The organism is Burkholderia plantarii, assembly GCF_001411805.1.
Taxonomy (GTDB): Bacteria; Pseudomonadota; Gammaproteobacteria; order Burkholderiales; family Burkholderiaceae; genus Burkholderia; species Burkholderia plantarii.
Map to the genome: position 1 here is coordinate 2,034,318 of NZ_CP007213.1, position 17,040 is coordinate 2,051,357.

Consider the following 17,040-nt stretch of genomic DNA (forward strand, 5'->3'; position numbering starts at 1 on the left):
TCGTCGGGAGGCGGATGGACGCAACGCGTTCGGGATCAGTGCAGCGCCTTCGCGGTCTCGGCCAGCGCGCGCTCGACGGTGTAGTTCTGCTGCTCGCTGTAGCCGCCCTGCGCAACCGGCGCGAAGTACCAGCGCCATTGCGCCTCGTCGCCCTCGACCAGCCGGTACGTCCTGGTGGTCACCGCGGCGGGCCGGTTGTAGCCATGCACGGCGTCCTTGTGCGCGGTCACGAGCCAGGTGCTGGCGCCTTTCACCGCCACCACCGCGTCGGTCAGGATCTCGCCGCCGCCGTTGAACGTGCTGAAGTTGAGGCGATAGTCGTTCAGCTTCTTCGGATCGTCCACGATCGGCGCCAGGTACAGCGCGTTGTCGCTGGCCTGCACGTAGAACGTATAGTTCAGGTAATGCAGGCGCGAGTTGTCGTCGAGCACGCCCGCCACCATCATCAGCTTGCCGCCCTTGATGTCCCAGCGCGTCGCGCCGCTCTGATACTGCTCCGCGTGGGCCGCGCCCGGCGCCAGCACGCCCAGCGCGGCGGCCGCGAGCACGGCGGCCATCACGCGCGGGCCGAACTTCGTCGTCTTCATGGCTTACTGCTCTCCTTCGCTAACCTGCGCCAGCACGGCCGGCGTCAGCAGCGCCGCCAGATGCTGGCTGTCGATGAACTGGCCTTCCTGCTGTTCCGCCGGAAGGAAATACGGATCGTCCTGCGGGCTCAGCGCGGCGTCGGTGTTGGTGCGCTCGGCGCCGTCGGCATCATCGGCGCCGTCGGCGGTGGCCGGCGGCGGCGCCGGCGATCCGGTCGGCGATGACGACATGCCGGGCGCGGCGTCCGCCGCGCCGGTCGTGGTCGTGGTCGAGGCCGGCGTCGACGCCGATGCCGCCGTGGTGCCGGTGGTGCCAGTCGTAGTGCCGGCGGGCGGCTCCGCACCGGGTGTCTCGGCCACCACCTCGTGAGTTTCCCATTTGCCGGTGCCCACCTTCAGCACCAGCGTCTGCGCGGCATCGACGAGCGTGCGCGGCAGCCGGCCGTCGGCCCCGACCTGCCCGGCGGCCAGCACCTCGCCCGCGGCGTTGGCGATCTGGTACGGCTTGTCGGTCCAGCCGATGTCGTCGGCCAGCTGGTCGGCGCCGAAGGTCGCGAAGCGCAGGCTCTGCTTGCCGATCAGTTCGCCCTGCGGCAGCGGCGGCAGCGGGTAGTTCGTTCCCTGCGGGCCGGCGAACAGGTGCTCGGCGCCCTTCACGTCGACCTTGCCGGGCGCGTGGATCTCGATGTTGCCGTCCTTGATGCGGATATAGGCATTGCCCGAGGTGAGCAGGATCCCGTCCTTCGCGGCCACCTCGACACCCGCGCCCGAGGACAGGACCTTCACGGTCTGCTGCGCGGTCAGCTCGATATTGTCCGAATGCGCCTGGATCTCCACCTTGCCCTTGCCGGCGAACAGTTTCATCCCGGCGCTCTGCACGAACAGGCTCAGCTTCTGCGCGACACTCGCGATCAGCGACTTGCCGGCCGCGATATGCGTGCTCTCGCCGCTGACCAGGTTGACCTGCCGGTCCGCATGGATCTGCGCGGCCTGCTGCGTGGACAGGCCGATCCCGGCCGGGCTGCCAAACACCATCACCGGCTCGGCGAACGCGTTCGCGTTGCCGGTGCCGCCGCCCGCGGTGCGCCCGCCCAGCGCCGCGCCCGCCGCGTCGAGCCGAGTCGCGTCGAGCAGCGTCTTGAGCGCCGCGCGCCCGCTGTCGAGCCCTTCGGCGTGATGCTCGACGCCGGCCTGCGAGAGCGTGTCCATCAGGCTGCCGGCGCTCTCGAGCTGCCGCTGCGTCTCGCCCGCGTCGAGCGGCTGGCTCGTGGCGCTCTTCGCGTGGGTGGTCACGTACAGGCCGCGGTTGGCGCGCACCGCGCCGTAATGATCGGTGCGCAGATCGAAGCCGCTGCCGAGATAGTTGCCACGCACGTTGCCCTGCTGGTCGATCAGGTAGCCGAGGTGAAGCGCCGTGCTGCCGATGCTGCTCGCGAGCTTCGCGCGGTTCTGGCCGGTGGCGTCGTCGAGCACCAGCTCGTTGAAGCCGCTGCCCGCGTATTCCTTGCTGCGAAAGCCCGACAGGATGCCGTTGCTGTGCCACTGCGGCCGCGTCTTGCCGTTGAACACGCGGAACAGCACGATCGGCCGGTCGCAATCACCGCCGAAGTACCCCACCCCCACTTCCTCCCCGACCCGCGGCAGGTGTACGCCGCCGTAGCCGCTGCCGGAATCGGACTGCGCCACGCGCAGCCAGCACGAGGCGCGTTCGTCGCCATCGTTCTGGCGGTCCCAGTGGAAGCGCACCTTGACCCGGTTCAGGTCGTCGGTATACACCTCCTCGCCGCTCGGGCCGACCACGGTGGCGGTCTCCAGATGCATCTCGGGCTTCTCGTGCTCGAGCGGGCTGCGATACGGGATGGTGGTGCGCTGGGCCTCGATGTCGACGTGATAGAAGCCGGTCGAGCCGTCCGCGTGCGCGACCGGCTGCGCCTGCCCGCCGCTCGCCGCGCGCGCGAACTCGGGCGCCTCGGCGAGACTGTGCGGGAAGCGGAAATCGGGGATCGCCACGTTGTTCTGGATCGTCCACCGCACGTCGATCGCCACGAACTCGCGCTGCTGGGCGCGATCGCGATCGTGCTCGGGATGACCGTTCAGCACGAAGCGGCGCCCGGCATCGATCGCGCGCACGGCGCCGCTGCCATGGAAACGCTTCGCGCGCGATTCCCATTCCTCGACCTGGATCTGCGACAGCGACTCTCCGCGCTCGTGCTCGGCGTAGGCATAGGCGCCGGTGTATTCGTACACCTCGAGCTGCTGCGGCAGCTCGCCTTGATCGGCGCGCGTGGGCAGCGTGGTGCCCTTCGGGTTGTACGGCGTGGACGGATTCTTGTAGTCGAACGTGCGCGTGGTGTGATGGGCGCTCTGCAGCATGCGCGAGCCGGCCCAGTGGCCCAGCGCGTCGGCCTCCGCGTGGGTACCCTGGCGCTGGAACCAGACGTCGAACGGCGCCGGCGTCGCGTACAGCGCGTCGACGATCACCATCGTCTGCGAGCTGCCGTCCGGTGCATATTCCCAGTAGCAATAGAGCCCTTCGGACTCCATCATCCGGTGGACGAAGTTCCAGTCGGTCTCGTGCTGGCGGCAATACGAGCGCGCCGGCAGCTTGCGCGACAGCTCGAAGCGAAAGCGCCCCTGCAGCTGCGGATGCCGGTTCAGCACGTCGGTGATGATCGCGTCGGCGGCCTGGTCCTGCCAGTAGCGCTCGTCGCGCCGGTAGTGCAGGAAGTGCAGCGCCGAGGTGAAGCGCAACTGGTACAGCGTCATCGCGCCGTCCGAGCCGAGCCGGCGCGCCACCAGCACGTAGCCCTGCACCGGACGGTAGCCGCCGTCGCCCTGCTGGATCCACAGCGTGACCGGCTGCGCGATCAGCGCCTTCAGTTCGAGGTTGCCGACCGTCGAGACGACGTCGAGCGTCCATTCGACGTCGCGGCCGAGCCTGGCATGGCCGATCGCACGCGAAACGATCAGCGTGTCGGCCGGCAATGTCGTATCGAGTTTGAGTAACCGGTCCTGCTGAAGCAGACCGCCGCGTAGCGCGGACATTATCGATTGAATATCCAACTGCAACCCCATTCTTATTCGCGTTCTGGCGTGCCCCGCCGGGCCACGAGATTCTACGCATTCCCGAAACGAGGCGCCATACTGTTGCATGAATATTTGAAAAATTCCTTTAAAGCGGGCTGGTGGTCGAGGTGAGGCGGCGGGAGTTGGCTGGATTGGGATGGCGGCGATTCGAAAATCGAGAATAAATTGCCGAGCGAGAATGGCGGCTCAGTATTTATTTCCTGATCGTCGTATCGCCCCGGCATGCTCGCCGGGTGCCGACAACGGACATTCTTCATATCTTTTCCGGTCCGTGACACGCAGCTCGGTGATTGGCGAGAAACCCGCCTTGATCGGTGCTTTGGCGGCTTCATTATTGGTTTCACCCAATTAGAGATGAATTCGATCTTGCTCAATTGGTCGGGAATCGAAAATTCCAATCGACCCGTCAATTAATTTCGTTTCAAACGATAAAATAGCGAACCCATTAAAACCAGTTACATGAATACGTGCTGCCGCATGCGGCCAGAGCTGCGGTAGTGGCTTGCGCCATAGTCGTCGATATCAGCGAATTGCGCCCCATCAGTTGTTTTCGCAGCTGCCGGAATCAAACGGGCCGCTGCCGTCGCCGCGTCGCTTGAAAACAGGCACACGAAAAAGTATCTCCAAATAATTGATTCGCCGCCTTGGCAAATCTTGCGGGAACTCGACACGTCAATCGATTCAGCCGGGCAAACGGCATTGAGGCGGTAATCCGAAAAGTACCCTCGAGTTCGGCGCGCTCCAGCGATCGGGTGGCTTCGTGCATGCCGGGTGTCACCTCATGCCGCCTCATGCGAGCGCGATTGTCCGACACGTCACTCCGCCCGTCATTGGAGGTTCGCACGCGCTGCGGTACGTCCGGCTGGGTCTTCATCCGGTAGTTGGCACCGTTCGCTTCGACCGACTGTTTGAACCCGAAACCGCCCTCTTCGATGCGTCGATTCGCCCTGCAAATCTGGCAAGGCTGTCTGATGTAATGGCGCCGGATTGGCTTCGTTGTGACTGGCGTTCGGAAGAAGCGGGGGGCGACGTGACAGGTCGAAACAAAAGGAATCAAGGAAGCCGGGACATGCCTATTTCGTTGAAGCAGAGCGCCGACACAGTCCGCTCACGATCCGCCACCCTTGGTATCGCCGCCCTTGTCGCATGCGCGTTACTCGTTCTTTCTGCGTGCGCGGGTAGTTCGGTGCTGCCAGATGATCCTCTCGCCAGCGAGCATCCGTTGTGGATGGTTCCAGTCAATCCGACGGACAACTGGGCGATCAACATGGCGATAGACCGGTACGGGATGGGGGATTCGAATCCGCACGACGATGGTGCAGGTGCAGCCTGCTGCTACCCCAGTCCTAAAGACTGGAGCAGGCCTGTCACGGTCCACTGGGAGTGGGACACGGTAGTGCCGCCGGGGACAAAGATCGTGCCGCCAACCGAACCCCACACGATGGTCTTGCATTTCCCACCGGGCGGCCCCGCGAAGAACGACCGTTACCTGTGCTTGATCCTGCGCGACCGTGATACGGCAGAACTCGCATTCGCCACCAGCCGAACACGCTGCGCCGCCAAATAACTACCAAGGAAATCAAACATGACCACACGTCAGGCCGATGCGCCCGTGAGCGATGTCGAATTGGATCGCGCGACTGCTTATGGCGCGAGCCGGCGCGATAAAACAGTCCGCTCGCGATTCGTCACGCTTCGCGCTACTGCCCTTACCGCATGCACGCTATTCATCCTGTCTGCGTGCGCGAGTAATTCGTTACTGCCCGATGATCCGCTCGCCAGCGAGCATCCATTGTGGATGGTCCCAGTCAATCCGACGAACCACTGGGCGATCAACATGGCGGTAGACCGGTACGGGATGGGGGACTCGAATCCGCACGACGATGGTGCAGGTGCGGCCTGCTGTTACCCCAGTCCCAAGGACTGGAGCAAACCGGTCACGGTTCACTGGACATGGGGTACGGAACTCGACCCAATTACGAAGGCTGTCATCCGGCATCGTGAACCCCATTCGATGGTCTTGCATTTCCCGCCGGGTGGCCCCGCCAAGGACGACCGGTATCTGTGCTTGATCCTGCGCGACCGTGATACGGCAGAACTCGCGTTCTCACGTGCCGCCACACGCTGTGCCACCAAATAACTTCCAAGGAAATCCAACATGACCACACGTCAGGCCGATGCATCTATGAGCAATTCCGAGTTGGATTGCACCGTTGCTTATGGCGCGAGTCGGCGCGATAAAACAGTCCGCTCTCGATTTATCACGCTTCGCACTACTGCCCTTGCCGCATGCTCGCTATTCATCCTGTCTGCGTGCGCAAGCGATTCGTTACTGCCCGATGATCCTCTCGCCAGCGAGCATCCATTGTGGATGGTCCCAGTCAATCCGACGGACAACTGGGCGATCAACATGGCGGTAGACCGGTACGGGATGGGGGACTCGAATCCGCACGACGATGGTGCAGGTGCGGCCTGCTGTTACCCCAGTCCCAAGGACTGGAGCAAACCGGTCACGGTTCACTGGGAGTGGGACACGGTAGTGACGCCGGAGACAAAGATCGTGCCGCCAACCGAACCACACACGATGCTCGTGCATTTCCCGCCGGGCGGCCCCGCGAAGAACGACCGTTATCTGTGCTTGATCCTGCGCGACCGTGATACGGCAGAACTAGCGTTCTCGCGTGCCGCCTCACGCTGTGCCACCAAATAACTTCCAAGGAAATCCAACATGACCACACGTCAGGCCGATGCCCCCGTAAGCGATGCCGAGTTGGACCGCGCGGCCATGCGCGGGATAAGCCGGCGGTTCGCTGCTGAATGTCCCGACGATCCGAAGGCTCGCCTTCAATGCCGTCTCTATCCGAAACTCAGCTTCTTCTTCGACGGCACCGGCAACAACATGTATCAGGAGCTGCAGAAGCCTGAACACGAACAGGCGCTGTCGAACGTGGCCAAGCTCTATCTCGCGGCAATTCGTAACCGCTCGCAAGGCACCACGCCACGATACTTCTCCGGCGTCGGCACACCATTCAAGATTCCCCGGCGCGTGCCCGGCTACTCCGCCGAACTGCTGCGTGACGATCCGGGCGGCGTGATTGGCCTGGGCTTCGGCCTCGGAGGGCGGACGCGTATCGACGCGGCCCTCGCCGAATTCGCCATGATCCTCGGCGAGGATTGGAGCGAGGGCGCGCGGCGGCACATGCCGTTCATCAGCGTGGCGGTGTTCGGTTTCTCGCGCGGCGCGACCGAAGCGCGTGCGTTCGTGCGGGAACTGCTTTCGCATTGCGTCGACAAGGACGGCCAGCGGTGCTGGCTGGACAAGGGCCTGCGCCGCATCCCGCTGCGCATCACGTTCATGGGCTTGTTCGACACGGTGGCGTCGGTGGGCGGCCCGGGTCTGCATCTGAGCTGGGCCGCCGAACTGGCGATTCCGCCCGAGGTCGAGCGCTGCGTGCATTACGTGGCTGCGCACGAGGTACGGCAGGCGTTTCCGCTCGACTCGGTGCGCGTGGGGCGCACCTGTCCAGCCAATTGCGAGGAGGTGGTCTATCCCGGCGTGCATGCGGATGTCGGCGGCGGCTATGCGTCGGACCAGCAGGGCCGCAGCAACCTGCTCGCACGGATCTCGCTGCGTCACATGTACGCGGCGGCGCTAGAGGCCGGCGTGCCGCTCTGGTCGCCCGATAAGTTACCAGCAAACCGGAAACCTCTTTTTTTCCTCCCGGACGATGAGCCGGTGGTGGCCCTTTACCAGGACTACATGGCCACCCTCCCCTCAACAAAACCCGAAGTGGAGGCACTGATCCGAGCACACCGGCGCCTGCTGTTCCAATGGCGAGGCGGCCTCACCCGCAGGCACGAGGACACACGCGTGCTCGGCAGCCTGTACGGCAGGCGCGGTGTATCGGCAACATCCTGTCAGGCCGTGCAGCCGGCCACCGACCACGACCATCCCGAGTGTGATCCGACGCAGTGGATCTATGAGGTGCCGTCCAGCCCCGAACGACAGGCAACCCAGTTGCTGGCCGAGCAGCGGCGCCTGACTCGGCGAGTCGCCTTCCTGCGCAACCCGGTCGAAAGTTTTACGAGCAATCGGGAATGGCCACCACCCCAGCCGCGCAAGCTCACCGCCTACGAAGATCTGATCCTGTCGGCGTGGGACATCGACTCGGCCGTACCGTCGGCCGTCGACAGCCTGCTGGCCGAACACATCCATGACTCCGTCGCGCACTTCATGACCTGGCCATGCACCTTGTACGACCCGCGGGAAGTCTATTGCGACCAGGTCCGCTACTACGCCGAGAGATCACGGCCCGGCCGTCAGCTGGAGGCCGCGATCTGACGGCCGGTGCCGGCGGAACGATCACTCGCGGCGCCACGCTTCCTACGCTCGCATGCGCGATCATTACCCCAGCCGGTCGCGGCCCGAGCGGTGTCCGCCGCCGCCTCCGGCGATCTATTTTTTATTCGAACCCGCGACTCAGGCCAAAGGCGACCACGAGCCCCCTGACCGGCCCGACGGAAAAACCGCCAAAGGCCGGCCGGCCAACTCGATCCTCGCGCACGCGCGGATCGACAACGATACCGCCGCCTCAAACCGGCGACGGATTGCGCTCCTCGAACCCGGCCTGATGCCAATACGGATAAGCCGGCTCCACGCGGCTAGCCGCATCGAGCTTCGCGACCTGCTCCGGCGTCAGGTTCCAGCCGATCGCGCCGAGGTTCTGCCGCAGCTGTTCCTCGTTACGCGCGCCGATCAGCACGGTCGCCACGGTGGGCCGCTGCAGCAGCCAGTTCAGCGCGATCTGCGGAATCGTCTTGCCGGTCTCGGCCGCCACTTCATCGAGCGCGTCGACCACGCGGTACAGATACTCCTCCGGCACCTGCGGCCCCTTGTCGGCGGTCTTGTGCAGCCGGCTGGTGGCCGGCAGCGGCTGGCCACGACGGATCTTGCCGGTCAGGCGGCCCCAGCCGAGCGGGCTCCACACCACGGCGCCCACGCCCTGGTCGAGGCCGAGCGGCATCAGTTCCCACTCATAGTCGCGGCCCACCAGCGAGTAGTAGGTCTGGTTCGCGACGTAGCGCGGATAGCCGTAGCGGTCGGCCACGTCGAGCGACTTCATCAGGTGCCAGCCCGAGAAATTCGACACGCCGATGTAGCGGATCTTGCCCGCGCGCACCAGATCATCGAGCGTCGAGAGCACTTCCTGTACCGGCGTCCTCGCATCGAAGCCGTGCAACTGGAACAGGTCGATGTAGTCGGTCTGCAGGCGCTTGAGCGCCGCATCGACGGAGTTGATCAGGTGGAAGCGCGACGAACCGACGTTGTTCGGGCCGTCATCGAAACGAAAGGTCGCCTTGGTCGAGATCAGCGCCTTGTCGCGGCGGCCCTTCAGCGCCTCGCCGAGCACCTGTTCCGAGGCGCCGCCCGAATAGATGTCGGCGCTGTCGAACATGGTCAGGCCGGCGTCGAGGCAGATGTCGACGAGGCGGCGTGCCTCGGCGACGTCGGTCTCGCCCCATGCCTGGAAGAATTCCCCCTTGCCGCCGAACGTTCCGGTGCCGAAGCTCAGTACCGGAACCTTGAAGCCTGATGCGCCGAGATGTCGATATTCCATGCCAGTTCCCGAAAGTAGGTTGTAACGAACGTGGCCGCGCCGCGCGATCGCGGCCGGCGCGCCCGCCTTGACTGGCGATGCGCCGCGCATCGCCGGAGCGTTAACCTACTGCAACTTCGCGATGCGTGCAGTCCGGCACGTGCGCTTCAGCGCATCAGGTTGATATCGATATCAGCCTCGCGCGGCAACGGCGCCGCGGCCAACGCGAGACCACCGGGCGCGATGCGCTGCGCGGCGGGAACCTTGGCGGCCAGCTCGCGCATCTTCACCAGCGACAGCACCTTGGTGCCGGTCCATTCGCGCGACAGCATGGCCGTCCGCACCGGTGCCTCGGGGCCGTTGTAGGCCACGGTCGCGGTGTTGCGCTCGAAGTCGAGCACGAAGAACAGCAGGAACTCCGCGCGCCCCGTGCCCGGTGTAAATGCCGGACCGGTGCCGGCCTTGCCGGTGGCCTTGACCTGCACGGTCTGCCCGGCCGCCGTCAGCGCGTCCACGCCCTTGGTGCGCCTCGTCGGCAGCGTCAGCGCGAAGTGGTCGAGCGCCAGCGCCTCGGCGATGTCGCCGACCAGCCGCCCGTCGAGCGTGAACCTGAGCCCCGTGCGCCGATAGTGTGCCGCGAGCGCCTGCTGGGCGATCCATAGCTGCCTGACGGCCTCGGGCATCGCGAACGTGATCGGCGTGTCGGACATCGGGACTCCCCGGTTGTGAAATGTGTCGAGCCATCGATGACGCGACGCGTCAGGCCGTGTCGGCCTTCAGCGTGAGCCGCGCCTCGAGCCCGCCGCCCTCGCGGTTGCGCAGCACGAGCGTGGCGTCCATCGCCTGCGTCAGCTGCCGCGCGATCGCGAGCCCGAGCCCGGTGCCGCCGGTACCTCGGTTGCGCGAGGTCTCGATCCGCACGAACGGCTCGAACACGGCGTCGAGCGAGGCCTCCGGAATCCCCGGGCCGCGATCGAGCACGGCGATCACGGCCTCGCCGCGCGGCGACACGGCGACCCGCACCTGCGCCTCGCCGGCGAACTTCAGCGCGTTGTCGAGCAGGTTGCCGACCACGCGCCGCAGCGCCTGCGGGCGCGCCATCACGGCGATCCCGGCGCGCGCCTCGAAACGCACGTCCTGCCCGGCGTCCTCGTAGTCGCAGACCATGCTGTCGAGCAGCGCGTCGAGATCGATCCGGCACGGCGCCTCGGCGGCGCCATGCACGGTTCGTGCGTAGGCGACGCCCTCCTTCACGAGCTGCGCCATCTCGCTCAGGTCCTGGCGCAGCTTGGCGGCCTGCGCCTCGTCGTCCATCACGTCCACGCGCAGCCGCATGCGCGTGATCGGCGTCTGCAGGTCGTGCGAGATCGAGGCGAGGATCTGCATGCGTTCGGCGGTGTAGGTGGCGATCCGGTCCTGCATCGCGTTGAACGCGCGCGCGGCGCGCGCCACCTCGGACGGCCCGCCCTCGGCCATGCGCTCGCCCTTCAGGTCCGGCCCGAGCGCGTCGGCGGCCTTGGCCAGCGCGTGCAGCGGCCGCGTGGCGAGCCGCACCGCGAACCAGCAGCAGGTGGCCAGCACCGCCAGCTGCAGCAGCATCACCACCGGCAGCCAGCCCGACAGCGGCACGCCCGACACCGGATGCGCGTCGATCGTGAGCGGCGTGCCGTCGCTGAGTTTCAGATGCACCTGCAGGTGTTCGCTGTCGCCGGGAATCGCGTTGGCGGTCACGGCATAGGTGCGGCCGATGCCGTCGCTGATCGAGCGCTCGACGCGCGCCGACAACGCGGCGTCCACCGGACCGCCCGCCAGGCCGGGCCCGAGTTCGAAGCGGTAGCTGCGCCGCGCGAGCCGCGGCAGCCAGGCCGCGCGCTCGGCGGGCGGCAGGTGGTCGAGCAGCGCCACCGAGGCCACCACCTCGCGCTCGATGTAGCCCATCATCAGCGTGGTGGTGGCCTGGTCGCGCTCGGTCAGCGTCAGCCAGAACGACAGCATCTGCGCGGCGGCGAGCCCCACGCAGAGGATCAGCGCGAGCCGCGCGAACAGCGAGCGCGGCCAGCGCGGGCGGGTGGCGTCGCTCATGTCGGCTCGTCGATCACGCTCACCGCCGCCGAGAACACGTAGCCCTCGCTGCGCAGCGTCTTGATGTAGCGCGGCTCGCGCGCGGTGTCGCGCAGGCGCTGGCGCAGGCGGCTCACGAGCAGGTCGATCGAGCGGTCGAACGGATCGGCCTGGCGTCCCTGCGTGAGGTTCAGCAATTGATCGCGCGTCAGCACGCGCTGCGGATGGTCGAGGAACACGCGCAGCAGCCGGTATTCGGCGCCGCTCAGCGCGACCAGCGTGCCTGCCTCGTCAAGCAGGTGACGGCCGGTGGTGTCGAGCCGCCAGTCGCCGAAGCCGAGCCACTGCGCGGCCTCGCTCACCTGCATGCCGGGCGGCAGCATCCGCGCGCGGCGCAGCACGGCGCGAATCCGCGCGTACAGTTCGCGCACCGCGAACGGCTTGGTCAGGTAATCGTCGGCGCCCATTTCGAGGCCGACGATGCGGTCGGTTTCCTCGTCGCGCGCGGTCAGCATCACCACCGGTACCGCACGGTGCTTGCCGGCGCGCAGCTCGCGGCACAGCACGAGCCCGTCGTCGCCGGGCATCATCACGTCGAGCACGATCAGGTCCGGCGCGCCGTTCTCGAGCTGGCCGCGCATCTCGCGGCCGTTCGCGGCCAGCGACACGCGCATGCCGTTCTTCTCCAGGTACTGGCCGACCAGCTCGCGGATGCCGCGGTCGTCGTCGACCACCAGCACGTGATCGGGGCGCTCGTTCATCATGCGCGCGCGTCTCCTTCCCTCTCGTCATCGCGATCGCGCCGGCGCGCCGCGGCCGGGCCGCGCGCGACGAGCGTGTTGCAGGTGAACGGATGCGCGATTTCCGTGGCGAAGCCGCCCGCCACGAACGCGACGATCGCGACGAGCCGCAGCAGCGGATGGCGCCGCGCTGCAAGTGGCGCCTGCATGGCGTGGCTCATGCGTCCTCCACCACCGACAGGCTCGCGCCGTCGTTGAGGCTGGCCTGCTGCACGTAGGGATCCACGCCGTCGAGGCAGCCGAGGTTGGCGCGCCAGCGCGTCGGGTCCACGCGCGTCTGATGGAACGGATAGATCCCGCAATGGCGGCAGAAGAAATGGCGCGCGGCACGCGTGTTGAAGCGGTATTCGGCCAGCGCGTCCTCGCCGGCGACGATGGTCAGCGCGTCGCGCGTGAACGGCGGCGACATCAGCGCGCCCTTGCGACGGCACAGGCTGCAATTGCAGCGCGTGGCCGGCGCGAGCGGCGTGCGTACCTCGAAGCGAACGGCCCCGCAGTGGCAGGAACCTTGATACGTGTCGGCGTTCATCGTGCGAGCCTCCCTCAGTCATTGAGCAATGACGGTTTTATAGCCGATGGCGGCCGTCGATTTGTGTCGCAATGTATCTGAAATCGCCCTCGACACACAACATTGCACAGCCCCGGGCCGGCCGAAACATCGGCGATACGCGGGCGCGCTCCAATGCTTCCACCGCCGCGGCGCGCGAGTGATCACCGCCGCCGCGCCGCCTTCGTCTTGGCCATCCAGGAGCCCCCAACATGCGCCCGCTTTATCGTCTGTGTACCGCCGCGATCGTCGCCACCGCTGCCTGCGTCGCCGTGCTTGCCGCCACCCGGCCGGCCGCCCTCGCGTCCTCCCTCACACGCGCCGAGCCGACGGCCACGGGTGCCGCGCCCGAATTCACCGGCATCGACCACTGGCTGAACGGGCCGCCGCAGTCGCTCGCGCAATTGCGCGGCAAGGTGGTGCTGGTCGATTTCTGGACCTACACCTGCATCAACTGCATCCACACGCTGCCCTACGTCGAGCGCTGGCACGAGAAATACCGCGCGCAGGGGCTGGCCGTGATCGGCGTGCATACGCCCGAATATCCGTTCGAGCGCAGCACGGCCAACGTGCGCGACGCGGTGCGGCGCTTCGGCCTGACCTACCCGATCGCGCAGGATAACGACTACGCCACCTGGCGCGCCTACGGCAACCAGTACTGGCCGGCGTTCTATTTGATCGACAGGTCCGGGAACATCGTCTACCGGCAATTCGGTGAAGGCGATTACGAAAAGACCGAAGCGGAAATCGCGAAACTGATCGCGCAGCCGGGTTGAAACCGGCACGCTCCCGAGGTGCGGATCGCGATTATTGGCCGGCGGCACGAGTTTTCGCCTCGATAATCGCGACACCGGCCGGCGGGATAATTCATGATCGCCGCGCCCGGTGAAGCGGATTAATATCGGCAATTCCCCGGCAATCTTGATTCCCGGCACGACGGGCGTGAATTCGACGCAATCGCATTGCAGCATGCCGGGCCGCGCCGGTGCGCCGAAAGCGGCCCGGGCCGGGGCTTGCAGGCATTTCGTAAAAACCAATTGCAGTTTTTGCACGAGCGGCTAAGATACGAAGCGCGGGAAAAACCCCACCTCGTTTCCACACAATACAAGCCACATCGGACGGCGGGGTAATTCGAACGCAATAACGGAAGCCGTGATTCCGGAAAATCAGAAGCCGTTCCGCTGTATCAAAAAGAAATCAGACCAACAGGGGCCTAGCCATGAAAACCGTCCATTACCGGGCCGCGGCACTCGCCGCGCTGCTCGCCGGTGCCGCCGCATCGGTACACGCCGATCCCGTCCCGCTGCCCGACCCGCAGATTCCCGGCTATCACTTTCCCGAAACGGAAGCCACGCTGCTCGGCTGGGTCAACCAGCCCACGGCCGCCAACCGGCAATCGATCGACCTGCATGGCTGGGGCCTGTGGGCCTCGTTGACCGCGCCGAGCGGCCAGACCGAATTCGGCATCCAGAACGTCCCGGTTTACCTGACCTGGCTGTCGCCGCAGGAAATCGCCAAGCTGCCGCCGGGCGCCGCGTCCAGCCCCGTGAAGCTGGCCCACGTACAGCGCGCGCTGACGCTCGGCCTGCCGACGCAGTTCTTCCGCAGCAAATCGCTGATCGACAAGCTGGACAACGACGCCGCCAAGCACAAGAAGCTGCTGGGCGCCGCGTCGTCCACGCCGATGAGCGTGCGCGATACCGACGTGATCGAGACGGTCGGCTACGATCCGAGCGCCGCCGCGTTCGCGCAGCAGAACAACCTGTTCTCGCTCGCCGCGCTGCGGGCCATCTACAAGGCCGGCAACGCGTCGATCCCAGCCTTCCCCGACACGGCGGTCACCATCAAGCCGGTGTACAAGGTGGTCAGCAAGGCGCACTCGTTCCAGAACCTGTACGTGATGCCGGCCTGGCCCGGCACGCCTGAGGTCATCACGCCCAAGATCAAGTCCGAGGGCTTCCCCGAAAGCGCGTGGCCCGGCTGCGTCTACGTCGACAACCAGAACACCGGCACCTCGACGGCCAGCGGCGTCGATCCGACCTGCAAGGGACCGACGGCGAACAGCACCTATGGCCTCGGCGACTTCATCCATGCCACGGTGACGAAGGACAACATCGACCAGATCAAGAGCACGAGCCGCCTCACCGACATCGAGCTGGGCGACACCGTGATCCTGGTCGGCATGCACGTGACCTCGCGCGAGATGACCGAGTGGACCTGGCAGAGCTACTTCTGGACGCCCGATCCGGCGAACCCGCCGCTGCCGAGCAGCGCCGAGGTGGCCTCGCACCGGCCGGCCCAGCTGACCGGCCCGGCCGCCCACTACGCGATGACGATCGGCTACCAGATGGTCGCGCCGAACCAGCCGGTGAGCGGCGGCAAGAGCGTGGGCGAGCCGGTGATCGCCTACAACCCGTATCTCGAGTCGGGATTCAATGCCGCCACGTTCGGGCCGACGCCGGCCAACCCGGGCATCACCAACCCGGCCACGGGCAAGACCTACCGGGCCACGGTCGGCGTGCAGACCAACTGCATGGCCTGCCACGGCACGGCGTCGGCGGCGTTCGACGGCAGCAAGCGGCTCGCCTACCTGACCGACATGTACCTGTCGCGCACCGACCCGGTGTTCCAGAAGCATCTGCAGACGGAATTCCTCTGGTCGATTCCCGACAACGCCAAGTGATGCCGGCGCGCCGCGGCGCGTGAGCCATCGCGGCGCGCTTCTCACATCCAGGCGAATCCCTGCTCCCCCCCAAAAAAACACGCGGCCCGCCAAAACCTGGCGGGCCGCGTGTTGCCCTTGAAGCGCGCATCATGGGTGCTTCGGCGTCCCGGCTCCGGCGTCAGAACGCGAGTTGCCCGGCGTTTCGCCGCGGTGCGGAATCAGTCGATGTCCCAGGCGCCGACGAATCCGAGATTCACGACGTTCGTCATTGCCTTGAGTACCTGCACCGTGCCGTCCAGATTGATGCGTCCCGGCGCGATCCCGTCGCCATCGCTGCCGCCCGAATACACCACCACGATCGGCGTCGACAACGCCGGCACGTAACCTTGCGGAATCGTCGCCACCACGGCGCCGTAGGCAACGGCACCGGCCGTCTGGCTGATCGTGCCGTTGATGATGCAACGCTTCGCTTTCTTGTTCAGAACGGCGTCGGACGTCCACCCGCTCGCTACCGGCAATTGAACCGGCGCGCGATAGGTCAATGGAGACCAGTCGCCGGCCCCATTCGTGCTCATGTACGGATTGCCGTGAATTTCCGTTTCCAGCGCCACCGTGGCATTGATGCCGTAACCGCCGTTGTTGCGGATGATGGTGTTGTCGGCCACCGTCAGGAGCACCGTGGCATCGTCCACCCGGATTGCGTCGCCGTTGCAATTGAAAATTTCCGGGCTGCCAATCGAAACGGCGCCCGTATTCCAGTTCTTGATGTAAATCGCATTTTCGACAGCGGAGCCCATGAAGCAATCTATGAGGATTTGTCCATCTCCGGCAACCTCGCAATCCACGATGATGTCATACGTCGTATGGTCTCCAAGCCCGTCGAAAGTCGCGCCGTCAGAAATAATGATTTCACGATTACTCTGATTGTTGAGCGAGTTGTCGATCGCCAGCCCGGCATAACTATTGCCGAGAATTTCCACGTTGCTGCCGATGAACAGGCCACCGAATCCACCGCCGCACCGAATACCGGCCGCGCCGCAAAAATTCAGATAGCCATTCGACAAATACAGATCCGCATTGGACGAAACGTCGTTGCCTGATACGGATAAGCCGTTGTATTGGCACTCGACGGCGAAATCGTTGAGCCACACCTCGTGGCAGCCATCGAAAAAATAGCCGTTCCAGAGCGTGCGGCTTCCGTCCATGCCGTCGGCGATCACCTTGTCGACGAACGAATCCGAAAAACGCTGCATGCGCAGCGCGTAGCCCTGCGTCATGGTCGTGCCCGACGTCACGCGAAACCCTGAGAGCAGCCAGTTGTTCTGGTTGTTGGTGCCGTCTCCCAACACGATCAGGTCCTCGACGGTTGCGGTGCCGACGTATTTCAGGATCGACGCATAGGCATCGCCGCGGATGGTGATGCCGCTGCCCGATTTCTGCAACTGCTCATCGAACAGATAGGTTCCGGCCGGGATGTAGCCCGATTGCGTGTCGGACAGGGCCTCGAGCCAGGCCACGAGCGCGGCCGTGTCGATCGTGACGCCATCGCCCTTGGCTCCGAAATCCTGCGGCGTGACGGGCAGATCGCTCAACTGAGCGCCGACGCTGGCCGCGGCCCGCTGCTTGATTGCTTCGATATTCATTTGACTCCTCGCTGCATCCTGTTGATCCAACACGCTTGCCCGATATCGAAAAT

General features: G+C 65.6%; 15 protein-coding genes. 6 read left to right on the top strand and 9 right to left on the bottom strand.

Translation table 11 applies throughout. The annotated features are described in order from the left end of the window. Positions 1 to 35 precede the first annotated feature (35 nt). Together bpln_RS25785 and bpln_RS25790 are read right to left on the bottom strand one after the other, a co-directional pair. Entirely contained in the window at positions 36 to 587 is a 552-nt protein-coding gene (locus bpln_RS25785; RefSeq protein WP_055140400.1) for a hypothetical protein, read from the bottom strand. A 3-nt stretch (positions 588 to 590) separates the two neighbouring features. Continuing rightward, positions 591 to 3,650 (bottom strand): type VI secretion system Vgr family protein, encoded by a 3,060-nt coding sequence (locus tag bpln_RS25790; RefSeq protein WP_420807367.1) that lies wholly within the window; start codon positions 3,648 to 3,650, stop codon positions 591 to 593. Positions 3,651 to 4,743: 1,093 nt separating this feature from the next. Here bpln_RS25790 and bpln_RS34525 point away from each other — a divergent pair. Genes bpln_RS34525 through bpln_RS25795 form a run of 4 tightly spaced genes read left to right on the top strand, consistent with a single transcriptional unit; the run spans position 4,744 to position 8,016 of the window. Continuing rightward, positions 4,744 to 5,241, top strand: coding sequence for a DUF3304 domain-containing protein (locus bpln_RS34525; RefSeq protein ID WP_158512074.1), 498 nt, complete (start codon positions 4,744 to 4,746; stop codon positions 5,239 to 5,241). A gap of 18 nt (positions 5,242 to 5,259) precedes the next feature. Further along, positions 5,260 to 5,814, top strand: coding sequence for a DUF3304 domain-containing protein (locus bpln_RS34530; RefSeq protein WP_148654186.1), 555 nt, complete (start codon positions 5,260 to 5,262; stop codon positions 5,812 to 5,814). A gap of 18 nt (positions 5,815 to 5,832) precedes the next feature. Continuing rightward, positions 5,833 to 6,384, top strand: a complete 552-nt coding sequence (locus tag bpln_RS34535) for a DUF3304 domain-containing protein (RefSeq protein WP_244131941.1) — start codon at positions 5,833 to 5,835, stop codon at positions 6,382 to 6,384. Positions 6,385 to 6,402: 18 nt separating this feature from the next. After that, entirely contained in the window at positions 6,403 to 8,016 is a 1,614-nt protein-coding gene (locus bpln_RS25795) for a T6SS phospholipase effector Tle1-like catalytic domain-containing protein (protein ID WP_055140402.1), read from the top strand. 250 nt (positions 8,017 to 8,266) lie between these two features. On the opposite strand, the gene bpln_RS25800 is transcribed toward bpln_RS25795, so the two are convergent. From bpln_RS25800 to bpln_RS25825, 6 genes are all read right to left on the bottom strand, one after another. Then, positions 8,267 to 9,292 carry an aldo/keto reductase gene (locus tag bpln_RS25800; RefSeq protein WP_042628021.1) on the bottom strand — a complete coding sequence of 342 codons (1,026 nt, stop codon included), beginning with the start codon at positions 9,290 to 9,292 and terminating at the stop codon, positions 8,267 to 8,269. A gap of 146 nt (positions 9,293 to 9,438) precedes the next feature. After that, the gene (locus bpln_RS25805; protein ID WP_055140403.1) at positions 9,439 to 9,981 is read right to left on the bottom strand and encodes a DUF6998 domain-containing protein; all 543 of its coding nucleotides are present in this window, start codon (positions 9,979 to 9,981) and stop codon (positions 9,439 to 9,441) included. Between the two features lie 49 nt (positions 9,982 to 10,030). Continuing rightward, positions 10,031 to 11,353: an ATP-binding protein gene (locus tag bpln_RS25810; RefSeq protein ID WP_055140404.1), complete on the bottom strand. Its 1,323-nt coding sequence runs from the start codon at positions 11,351 to 11,353 to the stop codon at positions 10,031 to 10,033. After that, positions 11,350 to 12,096, bottom strand: coding sequence for a response regulator (locus tag bpln_RS25815; protein WP_171907258.1), 747 nt, complete (start codon positions 12,094 to 12,096; stop codon positions 11,350 to 11,352). Before bpln_RS25815 ends, bpln_RS25810 begins: the two co-directional genes overlap by 4 nt. Further along, the gene (locus bpln_RS25820; protein WP_055140405.1) at positions 12,093 to 12,293 is read right to left on the bottom strand and encodes a hypothetical protein; all 201 of its coding nucleotides are present in this window, start codon (positions 12,291 to 12,293) and stop codon (positions 12,093 to 12,095) included. The genes bpln_RS25815 and bpln_RS25820 overlap by 4 nt, the downstream gene beginning before the upstream one ends. Then, entirely contained in the window at positions 12,290 to 12,661 is a 372-nt protein-coding gene (locus bpln_RS25825; RefSeq protein WP_055140406.1) for a GFA family protein, read from the bottom strand. Before bpln_RS25825 ends, bpln_RS25820 begins: the two co-directional genes overlap by 4 nt. 230 nt (positions 12,662 to 12,891) lie before the next feature. Here bpln_RS25825 and bpln_RS25830 point away from each other — a divergent pair, with 230 nt between their 5' ends. Both bpln_RS25830 and bpln_RS25835 read left to right on the top strand, forming a co-directional pair. Further along, complete coding sequence (locus tag bpln_RS25830; protein ID WP_042628026.1) at positions 12,892 to 13,455, top strand: thioredoxin family protein; 564 nt, start codon at positions 12,892 to 12,894, stop codon at positions 13,453 to 13,455. Positions 13,456 to 13,898: 443 nt separating this feature from the next. Then, positions 13,899 to 15,362: a hypothetical protein gene (locus bpln_RS25835; protein WP_055140407.1), complete on the top strand. Its 1,464-nt coding sequence runs from the start codon at positions 13,899 to 13,901 to the stop codon at positions 15,360 to 15,362. A 200-nt stretch (positions 15,363 to 15,562) separates the two neighbouring features. Here the strand turns inward: bpln_RS25835 and bpln_RS25840 are convergent, their stop codons facing one another. Continuing rightward, positions 15,563 to 16,987: a glycosyl hydrolase family 28-related protein gene (locus bpln_RS25840; protein ID WP_055140408.1), complete on the bottom strand. Its 1,425-nt coding sequence runs from the start codon at positions 16,985 to 16,987 to the stop codon at positions 15,563 to 15,565. Positions 16,988 to 17,040: the final 53 nt, after the last annotated feature.